Genomic DNA, 16202 nt, shown 5'->3' with positions numbered 1-16202 from the left:
ACTATCGACCGGTTCAGCGGCGGCATCATCTGCTCCACCACCCATTCCCGATGCTCGATTGCATATCGTGTCATCACCTATTCGCACACCGCCCTCCATTTTGCTTCACCAAGGAGACGGAGACGACAAGTATCCTGACATGGAGGGCTTGCCAAGAAAGTAGGCAAAGAAGGCGCGCCGGATGGGGCGACTACCCCCTCGGGCTTCGGCGAAAAGAGCGGCCGGGACCCAAACTCGCATCGCCTTAAGGCGATACTCAGACATGGGTCCCTCTTTTCCGCTCTTTTCGCCGGATCACGAGGCGCCCCATACGGCCTTGGCACACCTCCACGGCTCGCTTCGCATCGCCGTGGGTGATTCCCGCCCCTTCGGGCGGGAATCACGGCTACACCGAATCTTTCACATTGTCCGCTGGTTGGCTCCCCTCTTCCACTTGTGGGAGAGGGCGGGCGCTGGCCGAAGCGATGCCTTTGCGCCTACTGCTGGTTGTAATCCACCAGCCGCACCGGCAAATCGCCGTCGCGTTCGAGTTGATCCACCAGGCCGATTTCCCAGTTCAGGTAGGCGTGCATCTCGGACTTCCGGCGGCTTTCATCCTCGTAGGCGTAGGCGCTGTACCATGCGTCTTCGTCGCCGGTCAGGATTCGCGCTGCGGCGGCCGTGCCGGCCTCGCCGGATTCCGTTGGCAGGCCAAGCGCTTGCCAGCGTGCGTTGCCGCCGAGCAGCGCGCGGACGTCGCGCTGGCTGGTGCGGCGCAACTCGGCTGCTACCGCTTGCGCCAGCACGCCGTCGGAAGAGGTCACCACGATGATGTCGCCGGCACTGGCGTGCTCCAGCACCAGCGCGACCTTCTCCGGCGTGGCGAACCATGCGCCGGGCAAGTGGCCGCGTCGGAATGCCAGGCTGCTATCCACGTCCACCACCGTGACCCCGCCCTGCGCTTGCAGCGCGGACAGCGATGCGGCTTCGATCCACGGCGCTTCGGCCTCGGAGGCGCGCAGCACGCGCACGGGCTCGGGGCCGGATTCGCGTGGTGCCAGCGGTGCCGGGCGGAACAGGTAGACCTCGTGGCCGCTGAACTGGGCCAGCCAGGCTGCCGTGATCTGTGCGCGCACGCCATCCCAGTCGGCCAGCACGATGCGGGCGCGGCGGGTGCCGGCGTAGGCATCGGTGGCCTGCACCAGCTGGCCGCCGGGGGCGCTGCGCCAGCCCGGCAGGTGGCCTGCGGCGTATTCCTCGGGCGAGCGGACGTCGAAGCGGTACAGCGTGCGGTCATCCGCCTGCTGCGCGAAAGCGGCTAGCTGCGCCGCATCGATATGTTGCACGCCAGCGCGCTGCGCCACGCGGGCGGCCCGTTCACGCGCCGCGGCCTGGGCGGCTTCGCCGGGCTGTGGCGCGAAACGGGTCTGGCCGTGGTCGAGCTGGTAGCCAGCCAGCAGCCATGCCATGGTGCCGTCCTTGAGCGACACCACGCGATTGGGAATGCCAGCGTTGATCAACGTCTGCGCGCCCACGATGCTGCGCGTGCGGCCGGCGCAATTGACCACCACCAGCGTCTCGGGATCGGGTGCGATCTCGCCGATGCGGTAGACCAGCTCAGCCCCCGGGCAGTCCACCGCGCCGGGGATACTCATGTTCTGGAATTCCGTGAAGGGGCGGCTGTCCACCACCACCACGTTGTCGCCACGCGTCTGGTGCAGCTTGAGCGCCTCTGCGGTGATCCACGGCGTGTGCAGCTCGTGCTCGATCACTTCGCCGAAGGCTTTGCTGGGCACGTTGGTGCCGCTGAAAATTTCATAGCCGGCGGCCTGCCAGGCACGCGTGCCGCCCTCCAGCACGGATACGTTGGTATAGCCAAAGCGCAGCAGCTTGGCCGCGGCCGCGTGGGCGATATCCTCGACCAGATCCGTCACCACGATGCGCGTGGTGCGGCGCGGCACCAGCCGGTCGATCGTGGTCTCGAGCCGGCCCAGCGGCGCGGGCACGGCGAACAACAGGTGCTCACGCGAGAAAGCGCCCTCTTCCCGCGCATCCAGCACCGCGAGCTCCTCCCCCTGGGCAATGGCGCGCTTGAGCGCGGCCGGGCTCACCAGCGGATGGCGGATCAGCGCGGGCGCGGCGAAGGTGCGGTAGCTGTATTGCGTGCCGCCCTCGGGCGCGGGGTCGAACTTCACGCGCTCGCTCAGGCGGGGCAGCGTGAGGCCGTAGAAGTGCAGGTGCAGGCCAGGCGTGTCGCCGATCAGTTCGATGGTATGCACATCGGTGAGCGATAGCGTGATGGCATTGCCTGCCTGTACATCGAGCTGGCGCAGCGGCTCCAGCGTGTCGAGCCCGGGCTTGCTGCCCTGGCTGCGATGAAAGATCACGTTGCGCTCCACGCCGCGCACGCCGGCAATCACCGCCCAGGTGGTGTGGTCGTGCGGCGGCTGCGCCTTGCCCGGCAGGCCGGCCGAGGCGAACAAGGCAAAGCGGCCGTCCGGGTCTTCCGCCAGCCGGTAGATCGCGGCGGGCCTGGCCGCATCCACGGGGAAATGCGCCGGCGGGAACAGATGCGCCTGGCCAGCCAGCGCCACCAGTTCGTCGGCGATCGCGGCCAGCGGCGTCTTGTCGGCGGCGTGGCCGCCGGCGATCTCTCGAGCACGGGCGATGAAGGCGGCGACCGCTGCGGCGCGGGCGCCGCTCACGTGGTCGGCAACGGCCGTGGCGTCGGCGCTTGCGTCGGCGTTTGCGTCAGTCTCGGCCAAGGTCTGGGACAAGTCGGTAATGGTCATGGCGGGAAGCTCTTGAAAATGCTGGGCAGGTTGAAGCCTAAAAGAAGTTGCGCCGGGCGCTAACGAATCAGATCGCAGATCGTTATGCCGTGCCTGGCGCGGGCATCATGCCGCCGCGGGTTGCCACGCGCGGGCAAAGGCCACCAGCCGCTCCACGCCCTGCGCGCATTCCTCGGCGGCGGCCACCAGGGCAATGCGGACATGGCCCGCGCCGGGGTTGCGGCCATTCACCGTGCGTGCCAGGAAAGTCCCCGGGACCACGGCTACGTTTTGCTCGGCCAGCAGTTCGCGCGTGAAGGCCACGTCGTCCAGCCCGCTGGCGCGGATGTCGAGCCAGGCGAAGAAACCCGCCTGCGGCTGCTGCAGGCGGGCCACCTGCTGCAGCAGCGGAATGGCGAAGGCGAATTTCTCGCGGTACAGGCGACGGTTTTCCTCCACGTGCGCCTCGTCCTGCCAGGCTGCGATGCTGGCACCTTGCACCGCCGGGCTCAGCACGCCGCCGCAATAGCTGCGGTACAAGCGCAGGCGCTCCAGCACATCGGCGTCGCCGGCCACAAAGCCGGAGCGCAGGCCGGGCGCGTTGGAGCGCTTGGACAAGCTGGCCACGGCCAGGATGCGCTGGCGGTCCCGGCCGAGCGCCTGGGCCGCGGCCAGCACGCCCAGCGGCGGCGCGCCCTCGTCGAAGTACAGCTCGGAGTAGCACTCGTCCGACACGATATGAAAGCCGTGCCGCTCGGCCAGCGCCAGCGCGTGCTCCCAGTCGGGCAGCGCGTACACGTGGCCAGAGGGGTTGTCCGGCGAGCAAAGGTAGGCCAGCCGCACGCGCGGCCAGATGTGCGCGGGCACTGCGTCGAACGCGGCGGCCAGCCCTTGCGCGGGATCGATGTCGAGGTAATACGGCTCGGCGCCGGCCAGCAGCGCCGCGCCTTCGTAGACCTGGTAGCCCGGATTGCTGACCAGCACCACCGGCGCGCCATGCCGCGGCCGGTTTGCGCGCAGCACCACTTGCGCCAGGCTGAACAACGCATCCTTGGCGCCGTTGACGGGCACGATCTCGCGCGCCGGGTCGAGGCCGGCCACGCCGTGGCGGCGCGCGATCCAGGCGGCGATGGCCTCGCGCAGCGCGTCGCTGCCAGCCACCTTGGGATAGCGGCCAATGCCGCCGGCGTGTTCGGCCAGCGCCTGCACAACCAGGTGCGGCGTGGCATGTTGCGGCTCGCCCCAGCTGAAGCTGATCGGCGGCAGGCTGGTGCGCAGGGGCGTTTGCGCCGCCAGCGCCTGCAGCTTTTCCGTGGGATAGGGTTGCAGGCGTTCGTGCAGTGGTTGGCTCATGCTGGTTCTCTCATTGGGCGGCGGCTTGGCGGTTGCCAGGCCTGGCCGTGAACTCCCTCACCTCTGGCTCGCCCGCGCGCGCCAGCACGGAGAGCAGGAGCGTGCAATGAAGGGCTTGCGGAGCATGGTGAATCCCTGGCGGGTGCCATATGAACAAGCGGGCTACTCTAGGACCCGGCCCCGCGCCGCGGCAACGAATCTTTCCGCCGTTGGTAATGCAATGCTTGATGCGATAGTCGATGCGCCGCCGCAGGCCTCATGTCGCCTTGCACCAGATCAAAACCGAATATGCATCGGCGATATTGTTAGTTCTTCCCGGGTCCCGCACTCCGTAGAGTGGAGCACGGCCGCCACCTGCCACGGCATCGTATTCATAACAGGATCTCCCCCCATGACGACCCAGACGAACCCGACCAATCAGACCAATCAGCAAAAACAGCGCAATGCGGCCATTGCCGCCACCCTCGCCGAAGTCAGCGCACTGACGGCACAGCGCGAGGTGGATCGCGCCACGCTCGGGCAGGTCACCGCCGCCCTGCAGAAGCTGGCCGACCAGAAGGAGCTGTTCGGCTTTGCCGATTTCCCGCCGCCCAGCGACGGCACCACCACCTCTACCCGCTACCGCCTGAGCGGAGAAGGCCAGTTGCCGGCGCTCTACCTCAATTCGATCGTGCCGGGCAAGAAGACCATCCCGCACAACCACGACACGTGGGCCGTCATCGTGGCCGTGCAAGGCGATGAGCTCAACCGCGTCTACCGCCGCACCGACGACGGCAGCAATCCCGAGCGGGCCAGCATCGAACTGGAGCGCGAGCTGGTGGTGCGCCCGGGCACGCCGATCAGCTTCCTGCCGCAGGACATCCATAGCATCCACGTGGTGGGCGAGGCCCCCACGCTGCACTTCCACCTCTACGGCCGTCCGCTCGAAACGCTGACGGGGCGCATCGGCGTGGAGCTGGAGACCGGGCGCATCGTCAACTACAACGCCACCCAGATGAACCGCAGCGAGAAAGCAGCGGCCTGACATTGCGGCCAAGACGACAGCCCCATCCCTTGTTCACGCGGAGCACTCCATGACCCAATCCATCGACGCCGTCACCTTGCGCGGCTGGCTTAACGACGGCCAGCCCCTGGCGCTGTTCGACGTGCGCGAGCACGGCCAATATGGCGAGGGCCATCCCTTCTTCGCCGTGCCCCTGCCTTACAGCCGGCTGGAGCTGGATGTTGCCCGCCTGGCGCCGCGCCTGGCCGAGCGCATCGTGCTGTTCGACGACGGCGACGGCGTGGCCGAGCTGGCGGCACAGCGGCTGGCTGGCCTGGGCTACAGCAATCTCACGCTGCTGGCGGGAGGTGCCGCGGCGTGGGCCGCGGCCGGCTACACCTTGTTCAAGGGCGTCAACGTGCCATCGAAGACGTTTGGCGAACTGGTCGAGCACCAGCAGCACACGCCGCGCCTGAGCGCTGCTGAGCTGGTGGCGCGCCGCGACAGCGGCGAGCCACTGGTGCTGGTGGATGGCCGCACCTTTGCCGAGCACCAGAAGATGACCATCCCCGGCGCGCACAGCCTGCCCAACGGCGAGCTGGCCCTGCGCCTGGCGACACTGCTGCCGGATGCGCAGACCACCGTGGTGGTGCACTGCGCCGGGCGCACGCGCAGCATCATCGGCGCGCAGACGCTGCGCAACCTTGGCCTGCCCAATCCCGTGCTGGCGCTGGAGAACGGCACGCAGGGCTGGTACCTGGCCGACCACGCGCTCGAGCACGGCAGCCAGCGCCGCTACCCGGCGGCCCCGCCGGCCAGCGAGCTGGCCGAGGCGCGCGCTCGCTCGGCCCGGCTGCTGCAGCGCGCTGGCTTGCCCGCGCTGTCGGCCACGCAGGCGCAGCAGTGGCTGGACGACGAGAGCCGCACCACCTACCTGCTGGATATCCGCACCGCTGAGGAATTCGCGCAAGGCTCGATCGACGGCGCGCGGCACGCGCCCGGCGGCCAGCTGGTGCAGGCCACCGACCAGTACATCGGCGTGCGCGGCAGCCGCGTGATCGTGTTCGACGACGACGGTGTGCGCGCACCGGTGGTGGCCAGCTGGCTTTACCAGCTGGGCTATGAGAGCGCCGTGCTCGCGCACGGCGTCAACGCCGCCATCAAGGCGAGCGCGCCGCCGCGCACCCTGCCCGCCCACGCCCTGCCGGTGCTCGACGCCAACCTGCTGCGCGCGCTGCACGCGGAGGCGCCCGACGCGCTGCGCATCGACCTGCGCGAAAGCGCCGAGTACGCCCGCGGCCATGCCGAAGGCGCCACCTGGTCGATCCGCCCGCGCCTTCCCGCCACGCTCGAGCGCCTTGGCGCCACCCCCGACCAGCCGGTCATCCTGATCGCGAGCGAGCCGCACGTCGCCAACCTGGCCGGGCAGGATCTGCTGGCCGCCGGCTATCGCCACGTGTACCGGCTGGCGGAGGGCTACCGCACGTGGCAGGCCGCGGGGCTGCCCGAGGCGGCCGAGCCGGTGGGGCTGCCGCCGGAAGCGCGTATCGACTACCTGTTTTTCGTGCACGACCGGCACGAGGGCAACAAGGACGCCGCGCGCGCCTACCTGGCCTGGGAAACCGGGTTGATTGCACAGTGCGCGCCGGATGAGCTGGGCCGCTTCCGCATTCTGGCGTCCGCAGGGCAAGCGGCAGACCAGAGCAAGGCGGCTTGATCGCACAAGCTATTATGTTGTGACATATCAATTTGATATAAATAATGTAATAACATAATAAGCTCGTGTCGTGTGCTATGCTATTTCATATCCTTTGATGTGAAAATATGCCATGGCATCATTCTTTGATCAGCTCCAGGCACGCCGAGCCACACGCAAATCCTCGCTGGGGGAAGTGGCCCGGCTGATCGGCATGGCGCCGTCCAACCTGACCACGGCGTTGAGCGGCCGCAGCGATGTGCGCGCCTCCACACTCGAAGCCGTGGGTGCCGCGCTCGATGCGGAATGGGTCCTGGTACCACGCGAGCACCTGCTCGCCGTGAAACGCCTGGTCGAGGGCAAGGACAGCGGGCCGGACCGCGAGGCCAAGACCTCGGTGGAAATGTTCCTGGAGCAGGAATCATGAGCACCGGGCTGCGCCCCCGCTATCTGGAAGTGCACCTGCACGGCGTGCTGTGCGGCCATTTGTGCGAGGTCGGGCGCACCTGCCGCTTCGTGCCGGCGGAAGCCTTCCGCGGCGACCCGCTGCGGCCCACGCTCAGCCTTTCGCTGACCTTCCCCGGCAACGACACGCTGACCGCCTCGGTGCTGTCCAACCCCTTCCATCCCGCGCTGTACAACACCAACGCGGCGCTGCCACCCTACTTCGCCGGGCTGTTGCCCGAGAGCGAGCTGCGCAAGCGCCTGGAGGCCACGCGCCACCATCCCGAAGACCGCGACGATTTCGGCATCCTGGCCGCCGCCGGCGACGACCTGCCGGGCGCGGTGGTGGTTCGCCCCGCGCCCATCGACGCCCTGCCCGAGTACGTGCGCACCGTCGGCGTGACGGGCGGCGCGGACAACCTGGAAATTGCCGTGATCGAAGGCGCCACCGAAGGCGCGGCCTCGGTCTCGGGCGTGCAGAACAAGCTGGCGCTGTCCACCGCGCATGCCGGCAAGCGCTACACCATGCCCACCCACGGGCACCTCTCCGACCTGATCGCCAAGCTGCCCGCGCGCAATGACGATAGCCAGGTCTTCAACGAATATGTGTCGATGCAGCTGGCGCAGGCCGCTGGCGTGGCGGTGGCGCCGTGCCGGCCCGTGCCGCTTGCCGCCATCGAGGTCGAGGGGCTGGCCGAGGCCCTTGGCACCCGCCTGCACTTCCTCGCCGTGGACCGCTTCGACCGCGAGCCCGGCGGGCGCGTGCATGCCGAAGACGGCTGCCAGTTGCTGACCCGCATGCCCAACCGCAAGTATGGCGGCCATGACGCCTACGCCGCCCTGGTGCAACTGCTGGAGCGCCTGAGCGTGCGCGGCATCGAAGACGTGCGGCAGTTCTTTATCCGCCAGGCCGTCAATACCCTGCTGGGCAACAGCGACGCCCACCTGAAGAACTTCTCCTTCCTGTACCGCAACGGYRTCGCGCCCGARYTGTCGCCCGCYTACGACATCGTCAGCGTGGCSGCCCTGCCGGGCTTTGCCGGCTTCGGCCAGAATGTGGCCATCGACCGCCAGCAGCGCGAGCAAACCCTGCAGACCTACCGCGAGTTCGCGCGCAAGGCCCGGATCGCCGAGCGCATCGCCACCGCCGCCGTGAAGGATGCGGTGGCGATGGCGCACGAGCGCTGGGCGGCATTGCTGGAGCAGTTGCCGGCGCCGGCGGGCATGCGTGCCATCGTACTGGAGCGGCTGGCGACATTGCCGCTGGCACAGCGCAAGGCTTAGAGGCCGTTTCCAAAAGATGCTAGCGTCGTTGCGCCGCTCAGCTCAGCCCATCCAGCACCACATGCTGCCCATGGATCGCCTGCGCCGCGTCCGAGGCCAGGAAGGCAATGGCACGCGCCGCCGACGTGGTGGAGACCCAGTCGGTGGGATCGGCGGCGGGCATGGCCTGGCGGTTGGCATGGGTGTCGAGCGTGCCCGGCGCGACGCTGTTGACGTTGACGCCGGCCCGGCGCACCTCGTGCGACAAGCTCTCCACCAGACGCTGCAACGCACTCTTTGACGCACAGTAGGCACCCATCGTGGCGGCCCCGCTGGCGGCGCCGCGCGCGGTCACAGCCACGACCTTGCCGGCGCCCTGCGCAAGCATGGCGGGCAGCAGATGCTGCGTCACGGCCACCAGCGACCAGGCATTCAGATCCATCATCCGCATCCAGGATTCGCGGCTGAGCGCATGCATGGGCTCACCCATCTCGAAGCCGCCGGCCACGTGCACCAGCACATCCACGCCGCCGAACGCGTCGAGGATGCTGCGCGCCGCCACGGCCATGCTATCCGTCGAGGTCACGTCCGCCGCCAGCAACAGGTGCCAGTCCGCAGCCTCGGGCACCGGCGCGTGCGCGCGCAGCACTTCCACATCGCGGTCGATCAGGGCCAGCCGCGCCCCCTCGTCCGCGAACGCCTGGGTAACGGCGCGGCCAAGCGCGCCACCGGCACCAGTAATCACGATGCGGCGGGGGGATGCTGACGATGCCATGGTGTTCTCCTGTTCGGGCTTCTGCCTCCTAGTCACCATAGTCTGCCGCGCTTGAGGTGGAAAGCGCGTTGGGAGGCGAGCCGCAAAACCGGCGCATGCATTCGGCACCGCCGTCCCCGGCTAAGCACGGCCCGATTTCATTACAAAACCTAACAAACGATAATCATTATCATTTACAATCCGGCGCTTTCCGCACTCTCGCAGCACCATGCTCACTCGCCAACTGATTGCCCCGGCCGCCCTGGGCTGCCTGTTCTCCCCCGCCATGGCCCAGGCCGCCCCGGACGCCGAGACCACCTTGCCGTCCGTCACGGTCAGCGCCGCCGAAGACCCCCGCGCCGACACCGGCTTTGCCACGCGCCGGGCAGCGGGCGTGACCAAGTCCGGCACGTCCGCGGCGGACAGCGCGCAGTCCATCACCGTGATCACGCGCGACCTGATGGACAGCCAGCAAGCGCAAACCCTGGGTGACGCACTGGCCAATTCCGCAGGCGTGGTCACCAATGTCTACGGCCGGCGCGGCTGGGACGACTTCATCATCCGCGGCCAGCGCGCATCGGAATCCGTCTTTGTGGATGGCCTGCTGGTCGAGTCCAACAACCGCGTGGCGCAGGAGCTGTTCGGCGCGCAGCGCGTGGAAGTGCTCAAGGGCCCGGCCTCGGTGTTGTTCGGCAAGGTGCAGCCGGGCGGCATGGTCAATATCGTCAGCAAGCGCCCCAGGCCCGAACTGTTTGGCGAACTGGGGCTGACGGTAGGCAACTACGGCTTGCGGCAGGCCACGGCGGACGTGGGCACGCCGTTGTCGGAAAACGGCAAGGCCGCGCTGCGCGTGAACGCCCTGGCGATGAACAGCGACGACGCGACCGACTACGTCTATTACCGCAACCGCTATATCGCGCCGTCGCTGTCGCTGGACCTGGGCGCGCGCACCGACCTGACCCTGCTGGCGAGCCACAACGAGCGGCAATATGTGCGCCAGCAAGGCCTGCCCGTGAATGGCACGCTCACCGCCAACCGCAACGGCACCCTGCCCAACAGCCGCTTTACCGGCGAGCCGGGCCTGGCGCCATACGACGGCGAGCAGAACCGGCTGGGCTATGCGCTGACCCACCGCTTCGATTCCGGCTGGACGCTGAACCAGAATTTCCGCTGGCAATCGCTGTCGCTGGCCGGCACGCTGATCGCGGGCGGCACCATGGCCGTCAACAGCCAGTTGCTCAGCCGCAGCGGCACGCAGCAGGACTTCTCCGGCACCACCATCGGCGTGGACACCAACCTGCAGCGGCGCTTCGAGATTGCCGGGCAGCAGCATGAGATCACGCTCGGCGTGGACTACAACCGCAGCAACGAGAGCCGCCTGCAGCGCACCTGCCGCGTTGCGGCGCTGAACGTCTACAACCCGGTCTATGGCGCGGCCGTGAACTGCCCCAGCGCCTACAGCCTGAACCAGGAAGACAACGTCAGCACGCTGGCCTTCTACGCGCGCGACCAGGTGCGGTTTGCCGAGCGTTGGCTGCTCACCGCCGGCCTGCGCCACGACACCGCCCGCACCAGCACCACGGACCGCCTGGCCGCCACGCGCCTGGACGACACCGCGCGGGCCGTCACCGGCAGCGCCGGGCTGATGTTCGACCTGACCAGCTGGGCACGTCCCTATGTCAGCTACGCGACTTCGTTCCTGCCCAATAGTGGCACCGACGTCAACGGCGGCACCTTCAAGCCCGAGACGGGACACCAGGCCGAGGTGGGCATCAAGTTCGATTTGCCCAACAAGAGCGGCCTGCTGACACTGTCGGCCTTCGACCTGACCCGGCGCAACGTGCTGAGCTCGGACCCGGTCAATACCGGCTTCAGCATTGCCACGGGCGAGCAGCGCACGCGCGGGCTGGAGGCAGAGCTGACGGCGGATCTTGGCGGCGGCTGGAGCCTGGCGGGCGCCTATGCCTACATCGCCAGCGAGGTCACGGAAGATACCGTTGCCGCCAATGTGGGCAAGCCGCTCAACAACGTGCCCCGGCACAGCGTCTCGCTTTGGGGCACCAAGCATTTCCGCGGGCCGCTGGCAGGCTGGTACGCCGGCGCCGGCATGCGCGCGGAGAGCGCCAAGCGCGGCTACACCTTCAACTACACCGTGCCCGGCTACGCGGTGGCGGACCTTGGCGTGGGCTATGTGGCATCGCACTGGAAGGCCGCGCTCAACGTCAAGAACGCGTTCGACAAGGCGTACTACGCCGGCGGCCTGAGCAACAACATCGTGCCGGTGGGCAATCCCCGTACGGTCATGCTCAACGTGGCGCTCAACTACTAAGCTACGCTGTGCGCTTGCAGCACATCGCAGCCTAGCCAGCCGGGCCAGGATCGTTCAAGATTCGGGCTCGCAGAATCGCCTGAGAGTCGCAATTGCCGCTGAATCGCCTGAAACAAAGTGCCACCCTGATTGCCGTGCTGGCATTGATCGGATCGATGGCTTCGCTCTGCGTCGGTACGTCGTTTGCCAAGAGCCTGTTTGCCGAGGTTGGCGCCCAGGGCACCACGGCGCTGCGGGTGAGCTTCTCGGCGTTGATCCTGCTGTGCGTGTGGCGGCCCTGGCGGATGCCGTTAAGCCTGGCCAACGCCCGTGTGATCGCGCTTTACGGCGCGGCGCTGGGCGCCACCAACCTGCTGTTCTATATGTCGCTGCGCACCGTCCCGCTCGGGCTGGCGATTGCCATCGAGTTCACCGGGCCGCTGGCGGTCGCCGTGTCGTCGTCGCGGCGGGCCATCGACTTTCTCTGGATTGCCTTTGCGGTGGCAGGCTTGCTGTTGCTGTTGCCGCTCGGGGAGAACGTTGCCACGCTCGATCCCGTAGGCATCGGCTACGCGCTGACGGCCGGCGTGGGCTGGGCGCTATACATCATCTTCGGGCAGATGGCAGGCAACGCGCACGGCGGGCAAGCCACCTCGCTCGGGCTGACCATGGCATCGCTGGTCGTGCTGCCCTTCGGGCTGGCGCATGCCGGCGCGGCCATGTTCAGCCCGTCGCTGCTGGTGGCAGGGCTGGCGGTTGGCCTGCTCTCCAGCGCCATTCCCTATTCACTGGAAATGGTGGCGCTCAAGCGGCTGCCGCGCCGCACCTTCGGCATCCTGCTCAGCATGGAACCCGCCATGGGCGCGCTGGCAGGCCTCGCCTTCCTGCACGAGACGCTGAATACGCAGCAATGGCTGGCGATTGCCAGCATCATCACGGCGTCGGTGGGATGCACCGTGACAGCCGGATCGCGCAAGCGCGCAACCGCCGAGGCCTAGGCTGCCGATAGCCGCGCCACGGCTTGCTGCGCGCCGTAGCCGGCCAGCTCGCCCAGCACCAGGCTGACCTCATACAGCAGGCTGTCTTCCGGGTTGCGCCGGGTGGAGAAGCCGAACTCCCGCATCAGCGCCAGCATGCGGCGGTTCTCGCTCAGCACGTCCCCGCGCAGCAGATGCAGGCCGGCGCCCAGCGCCGCGTCGCGCAGGCGCTGGATCAGCCGGCGGCCGATACCCTTGCCTTGCCAGTCGTCGGCCACCGCCACGGCGAACTCGCCAACGTCGCCGTCCTCGCCACGCGTCACCACGTAGTTGCCGTTGGCGACGATCATCGGCAGCCCCTCCACTTCCGCCGTGACCACCAGCGCCAGGCCGGCGTTGCTCTCGATAAACAGGTCGATTACCTCGTCGGACACGCGTCCGCCGGTCAGGAAGCGGTAATAACGGCTCTCGCGCGACAGGGCCTGGACAAAGGCCCGCTCTCTCTCAGCATCGGCGGCACGAACAGCGCGCACGACCACGCGCTCGCCACCGCTCAACTTCCAGGTCTCGGCGCATTCCGGGCAGCCAGCATGCCGGCCGCCGCCGGTCAGGCTGGATTGGCCGGCAAGGCTGGGAGGATTCGAAGGCTGCATGTCCGGCTCCTGACTTCATATTTCATAGTCAGGAGTATAGGCAATACCCTGACTTTTGCAAATGAAGTTAGCCTGCTATGCTCAATGCATGGATCTCACCGCCCAAGAACTCCGCAACTGCTCGATTGCCGCGACCCTCTCGCTGATTGGAGAGAAGTGGACAATTCTTATCTTGCGCGACGTTTTCCACGGCATCAGGCGCTTCGACGATTTCCTGGAGCGCCTGCAGTGCTCCCCCGCCGTGCTGTCGGCCAGGCTCAAAACGCTGACCGAGGCAGGCATCCTGCGCAAGGTGAGCTATCGGGAGCCGGGCGAGCGTGAACGGTTCGAGTACCGGCCGACGCGCGCCGCGGTGGAGTTGCTGCCGGTGATCATCGGGCTGATGCAATGGGGGGATCGCCACTTGGCCGCCAGCGGCCAAGGGCCGGTGACGTTGCTTACCGCACAGGATGGGCGCCGCGTGCGCGCGGCACTGGTGGATGATGCGGATCAGTTGGTGCGGCCCAACGATATCGAGATTTACCACGCGAGCCGGCGGCCAGCGCCGGCGGCTGAAGGCGAATCCCCGCAAGCGCCTGCCACGCAAGCGTGAGCCTGGGCGCGATCAGCCTTCAATCCTTCAGCCACCAGTCCAGCAGTGTTTCATCATCGGGATCGTCCAGATTCCGGTAGATGTTCGCGTAGTACCACTGAATCCCGGTCTGGTCGCGAAACCTGTCAAAGACGTCGCGGATTCGGTCCATCCCGTTTTTGGATGGGATGGTCAATGACAGATTTCCGCCGTTGATCCCGTCCAGGGAACCGCCCAGTTCGGCCTGCACTTCCTTCTCCAGGCGTGCCAGGCATGCCTGTGGGATATCTTCATCCTCGTAGATCTGAATGCAGAAATTCCCACCCCTCGACAGGACTTCGGCATGCGCGTTTCTATTCTTGATGGAGACGATATCGCCTCTTGCCAGATTCAAGGCAAGACCGGGCGAGGCGAGAAGCTCGTAGGTGTCTTCATCGATTTGGCGGGCGGGCAGTTCTTCGAACATTGGCTCCGCGTCGTCTTCTCCGGCGTAGACCTGGATCAGGACGCTTGGGGGGATATTTTCCATGTGGTGGTTCGTTGCTATTGCGTTTGATGCGGTTGATGTGTTTGATGCGGGACCGCCCAGTTTTACACAGCAACCGTGTTGTGCGACATGATGCCCCAATTGGGAAGCCAGCTTGCCTTTGGCGCTCCTTGCACATTCTCCGCTATCCAGGCATCCGTTCGAGTGCGGAGCCACGTGCGGATTCCGGCGGCCCGAAGCCAAGGGCTTGGCACGCCAGGCGGAATTGGCGTAACCATCAGCTCCCGGCATCCACGGCCTGAGTAGGGACAACCTGATACCAGCTACTGCCTGCACCACCCCGCGCACCGCCCCGGTCCATTGCACTGCACCATGACCGTGCCGCCCCGCCCCACCTCGGCGCATCGCCTCCCGGCCTGATGCTCCCGTGCAGCGCAAAAACCCCTTCATCCATCACAAACAGCCCTGGCACACCGCTTGCGTAATAAGACGCGAGCGGACCAACGGCGGCCCGCTCACCTCACACAGGGTGGTAGCGGTCTTYAYCGCTGCCRCCAGGACAACGGCGTCCCCTGATCTGGTCTTCAYGACCGGWTYGCGGGACGCCMTTTGTTTTTMTGGAGCCATGATGACCGGCAAAGCCACCCGCATCGAACTGCTAAGCCTGCGCACCCCGCAGATGCGCGCCTTCCACCTGACTTGGATGGCCTTCTTCGTGTGCTTCTTCGCGTGGTTCGCCTGCGCGCCGCTGATGCCGGTGCTCAAGGGTGAATTCGGCCTGACTCCCGACCAGATCGCCAATATCAATATCGCGGCAGTGGCCGTGACCATTCTCGTGCGGCTGGCCATCGGCCCGCTGTGCGACCGCTTTGGTCCCCGCCGCGCCTACACCGGCCTGCTCGCTCTCGGTGCGATCCCCGTGCTGGGCGTGGCGATGGCGCAGAGCTACGAAGCCTTCCTGTTTTTCCGCCTGTTGATTGGCGCGGTTGGCGCGAGCTTCGTGATCACGCAGTACCACACCTCGGTGATGTTCGCGCCCAATGTGGTGGGCACCGCCAACGCAGCAGCCGCCGGCTGGGGCAACGCCGGCGGTGGCGCGGCGCAAGCGCTGATGCCGCTGCTGCTGGGTGGCGTGCTGATGCTGGGCGTGAGCCACACCATGGGCTGGCGCCTGGCGCTGCTGGTGCCGGGCGTGCTGATGCTGATCATGGCGGTGCTGTACTGGCGCTATACACAGGACTGCCCGCAAGGCGACTTCAAGGATCTGCGCGCGCGCGGCATCGCCATCGACAGCGGCAAGAAAGGCGGCTGGGCCAGCTTTGTCGCCGCAGCCGGCAACTACCGCGTGTGGATGCTGTTTATCACCTACGGTGCCTGCTTCGGCGTGGAGATCTTCATCCACAACGTGGCCGCTACCTATTACGTGGATCACTTCGGCCTGTCGCTCGGCAGCGCCGGCCTGGCCGCCGCCAGCTTTGGCCTGCTCGCCCTGTTCGCCCGTGCCCTGGGCGGCTGGCTGTCGGACAAGGCTGCGCTGCGCCGTGGCCTGGATGCGCGTTCCACGCTGCTGTTCGTGCTGATCCTGGGTGAAGGCCTGGGCCTGTTGTGGTTTGCCCAGGCGCATCACGTCGTGGCTGCTGTGGCCGCCATGCTGGGCTTCGGCCTGTTCACCCATATGGCCTGCGGCGCCACCTATGCGCTGGTGCCCTTTATCGACCGCAAGGCGCTGGGCGGCGTGGCCGGCATCATCGGCGCCGGCGGCAATGTGGGCGCCGTGGCGGCGGGCTTCCTGATGAAGGGCCTGGGCGGCAACCTGCAGCAAACGCTGACCGTGCTGGGCGCGGCGGCCATCGTCTCCGCCTTGTGCGCCATCGCCGTGCGGTTCTCGGCCGAGCACAAGGCCAGCGAGCAGGCGCTGCTCGACAACGCGCTGGCCGCGTCCGGGTCCTGAGCCCGTCCGACGC

The 16202-nt window shown here is 67.3% G+C and carries 13 protein-coding genes; 8 read left to right on the top strand and 5 right to left on the bottom strand.

Features of this window, described 5'->3' with window-relative positions:
* Nucleotides 1-476: 476 nt before the first annotated feature.
* Nucleotides 477-2771, bottom strand: coding sequence for a rhodanese-like domain-containing protein (locus AC1DQR_RS29675; RefSeq protein WP_416052960.1), 2295 nt, complete (start codon nucleotides 2769-2771; stop codon nucleotides 477-479).
* A 105-nt stretch (nucleotides 2772-2876) separates the two neighbouring features.
* Nucleotides 2877-4103, bottom strand: a complete 1227-nt coding sequence (gene dapC / locus AC1DQR_RS29670) for a succinyldiaminopimelate transaminase (RefSeq protein ID WP_416052961.1) — start codon at nucleotides 4101-4103, stop codon at nucleotides 2877-2879.
* Between the two features lie 391 nt (nucleotides 4104-4494).
* On the opposite strand from dapC, the gene AC1DQR_RS29665 reads away from it, so the two are divergent.
* The 4 genes from AC1DQR_RS29665 to AC1DQR_RS29650 all read left to right on the top strand — a co-directional run bounded on the left by AC1DQR_RS29665 (nucleotide 4495) and on the right by AC1DQR_RS29650 (nucleotide 8509).
* Nucleotides 4495-5127, top strand: a complete 633-nt coding sequence (locus AC1DQR_RS29665) for a cysteine dioxygenase family protein (RefSeq protein ID WP_416052962.1) — start codon at nucleotides 4495-4497, stop codon at nucleotides 5125-5127.
* Between the two features lie 49 nt (nucleotides 5128-5176).
* Nucleotides 5177-6802 (top strand): rhodanese-like domain-containing protein, encoded by a 1626-nt coding sequence (locus tag AC1DQR_RS29660; RefSeq protein WP_416052963.1) that lies wholly within the window; start codon nucleotides 5177-5179, stop codon nucleotides 6800-6802.
* A 112-nt stretch (nucleotides 6803-6914) separates the two neighbouring features.
* The gene (locus AC1DQR_RS29655) at nucleotides 6915-7208 is read left to right on the top strand and encodes a helix-turn-helix domain-containing protein (protein WP_150992224.1); all 294 of its coding nucleotides are present in this window, start codon (nucleotides 6915-6917) and stop codon (nucleotides 7206-7208) included.
* Complete coding sequence (locus AC1DQR_RS29650) at nucleotides 7205-8509, top strand: type II toxin-antitoxin system HipA family toxin (protein WP_477134279.1); 1305 nt, start codon at nucleotides 7205-7207, stop codon at nucleotides 8507-8509. Before AC1DQR_RS29655 ends, AC1DQR_RS29650 begins: the two co-directional genes overlap by 4 nt.
* Before the next feature lie 37 nt (nucleotides 8510-8546).
* On the opposite strand, the gene AC1DQR_RS29645 is transcribed toward AC1DQR_RS29650, so the two are convergent.
* On the bottom strand, nucleotides 8547-9263 hold the full coding sequence (locus tag AC1DQR_RS29645; protein WP_477134278.1) for an SDR family NAD(P)-dependent oxidoreductase: 717 nt from the start codon (nucleotides 9261-9263) through the stop codon (nucleotides 8547-8549).
* A gap of 208 nt (nucleotides 9264-9471) precedes the next feature.
* Here AC1DQR_RS29645 and AC1DQR_RS29640 point away from each other — a divergent pair, with 208 nt between their 5' ends.
* Both AC1DQR_RS29640 and AC1DQR_RS29635 read left to right on the top strand, forming a co-directional pair.
* Nucleotides 9472-11571, top strand: coding sequence for a TonB-dependent siderophore receptor (locus AC1DQR_RS29640; protein ID WP_416052966.1), 2100 nt, complete (start codon nucleotides 9472-9474; stop codon nucleotides 11569-11571).
* 92 nt (nucleotides 11572-11663) lie between these two features.
* The gene (locus AC1DQR_RS29635; protein WP_416052967.1) at nucleotides 11664-12548 is read left to right on the top strand and encodes an EamA family transporter; all 885 of its coding nucleotides are present in this window, start codon (nucleotides 11664-11666) and stop codon (nucleotides 12546-12548) included.
* Here AC1DQR_RS29635 and AC1DQR_RS29630 read toward each other — a convergent pair.
* Nucleotides 12545-13180, bottom strand: a complete 636-nt coding sequence (locus AC1DQR_RS29630) for an N-acetyltransferase family protein (protein ID WP_477134277.1) — start codon at nucleotides 13178-13180, stop codon at nucleotides 12545-12547. The genes AC1DQR_RS29635 and AC1DQR_RS29630 overlap by 4 nt on opposite strands.
* An 88-nt stretch (nucleotides 13181-13268) precedes the next feature.
* Here AC1DQR_RS29630 and AC1DQR_RS29625 point away from each other — a divergent pair, with 88 nt between their 5' ends.
* On the top strand, nucleotides 13269-13772 hold the full coding sequence (locus tag AC1DQR_RS29625; protein WP_477134276.1) for a winged helix-turn-helix transcriptional regulator: 504 nt from the start codon (nucleotides 13269-13271) through the stop codon (nucleotides 13770-13772).
* A 19-nt stretch (nucleotides 13773-13791) separates the two neighbouring features.
* On the opposite strand, the gene AC1DQR_RS29620 is transcribed toward AC1DQR_RS29625, so the two are convergent.
* Nucleotides 13792-14280, bottom strand: a complete 489-nt coding sequence (locus AC1DQR_RS29620) for a DUF4265 domain-containing protein (RefSeq protein WP_477134275.1) — start codon at nucleotides 14278-14280, stop codon at nucleotides 13792-13794.
* Nucleotides 14281-14866: 586 nt separating this feature from the next.
* Here AC1DQR_RS29620 and AC1DQR_RS29615 point away from each other — a divergent pair.
* Entirely contained in the window at nucleotides 14867-16189 is a 1323-nt protein-coding gene (locus tag AC1DQR_RS29615; RefSeq protein ID WP_477134280.1) for an MFS transporter, read from the top strand.
* The last annotated feature ends 13 nt before the right edge of the window (nucleotides 16190-16202 follow it).

It is taken from the genome of Cupriavidus sp. 05L411, from assembly GCF_056398045.1.
Note: the sequence above shows the minus strand (reverse complement) of the source record. Positions and strands in the feature narration are given on the sequence as shown.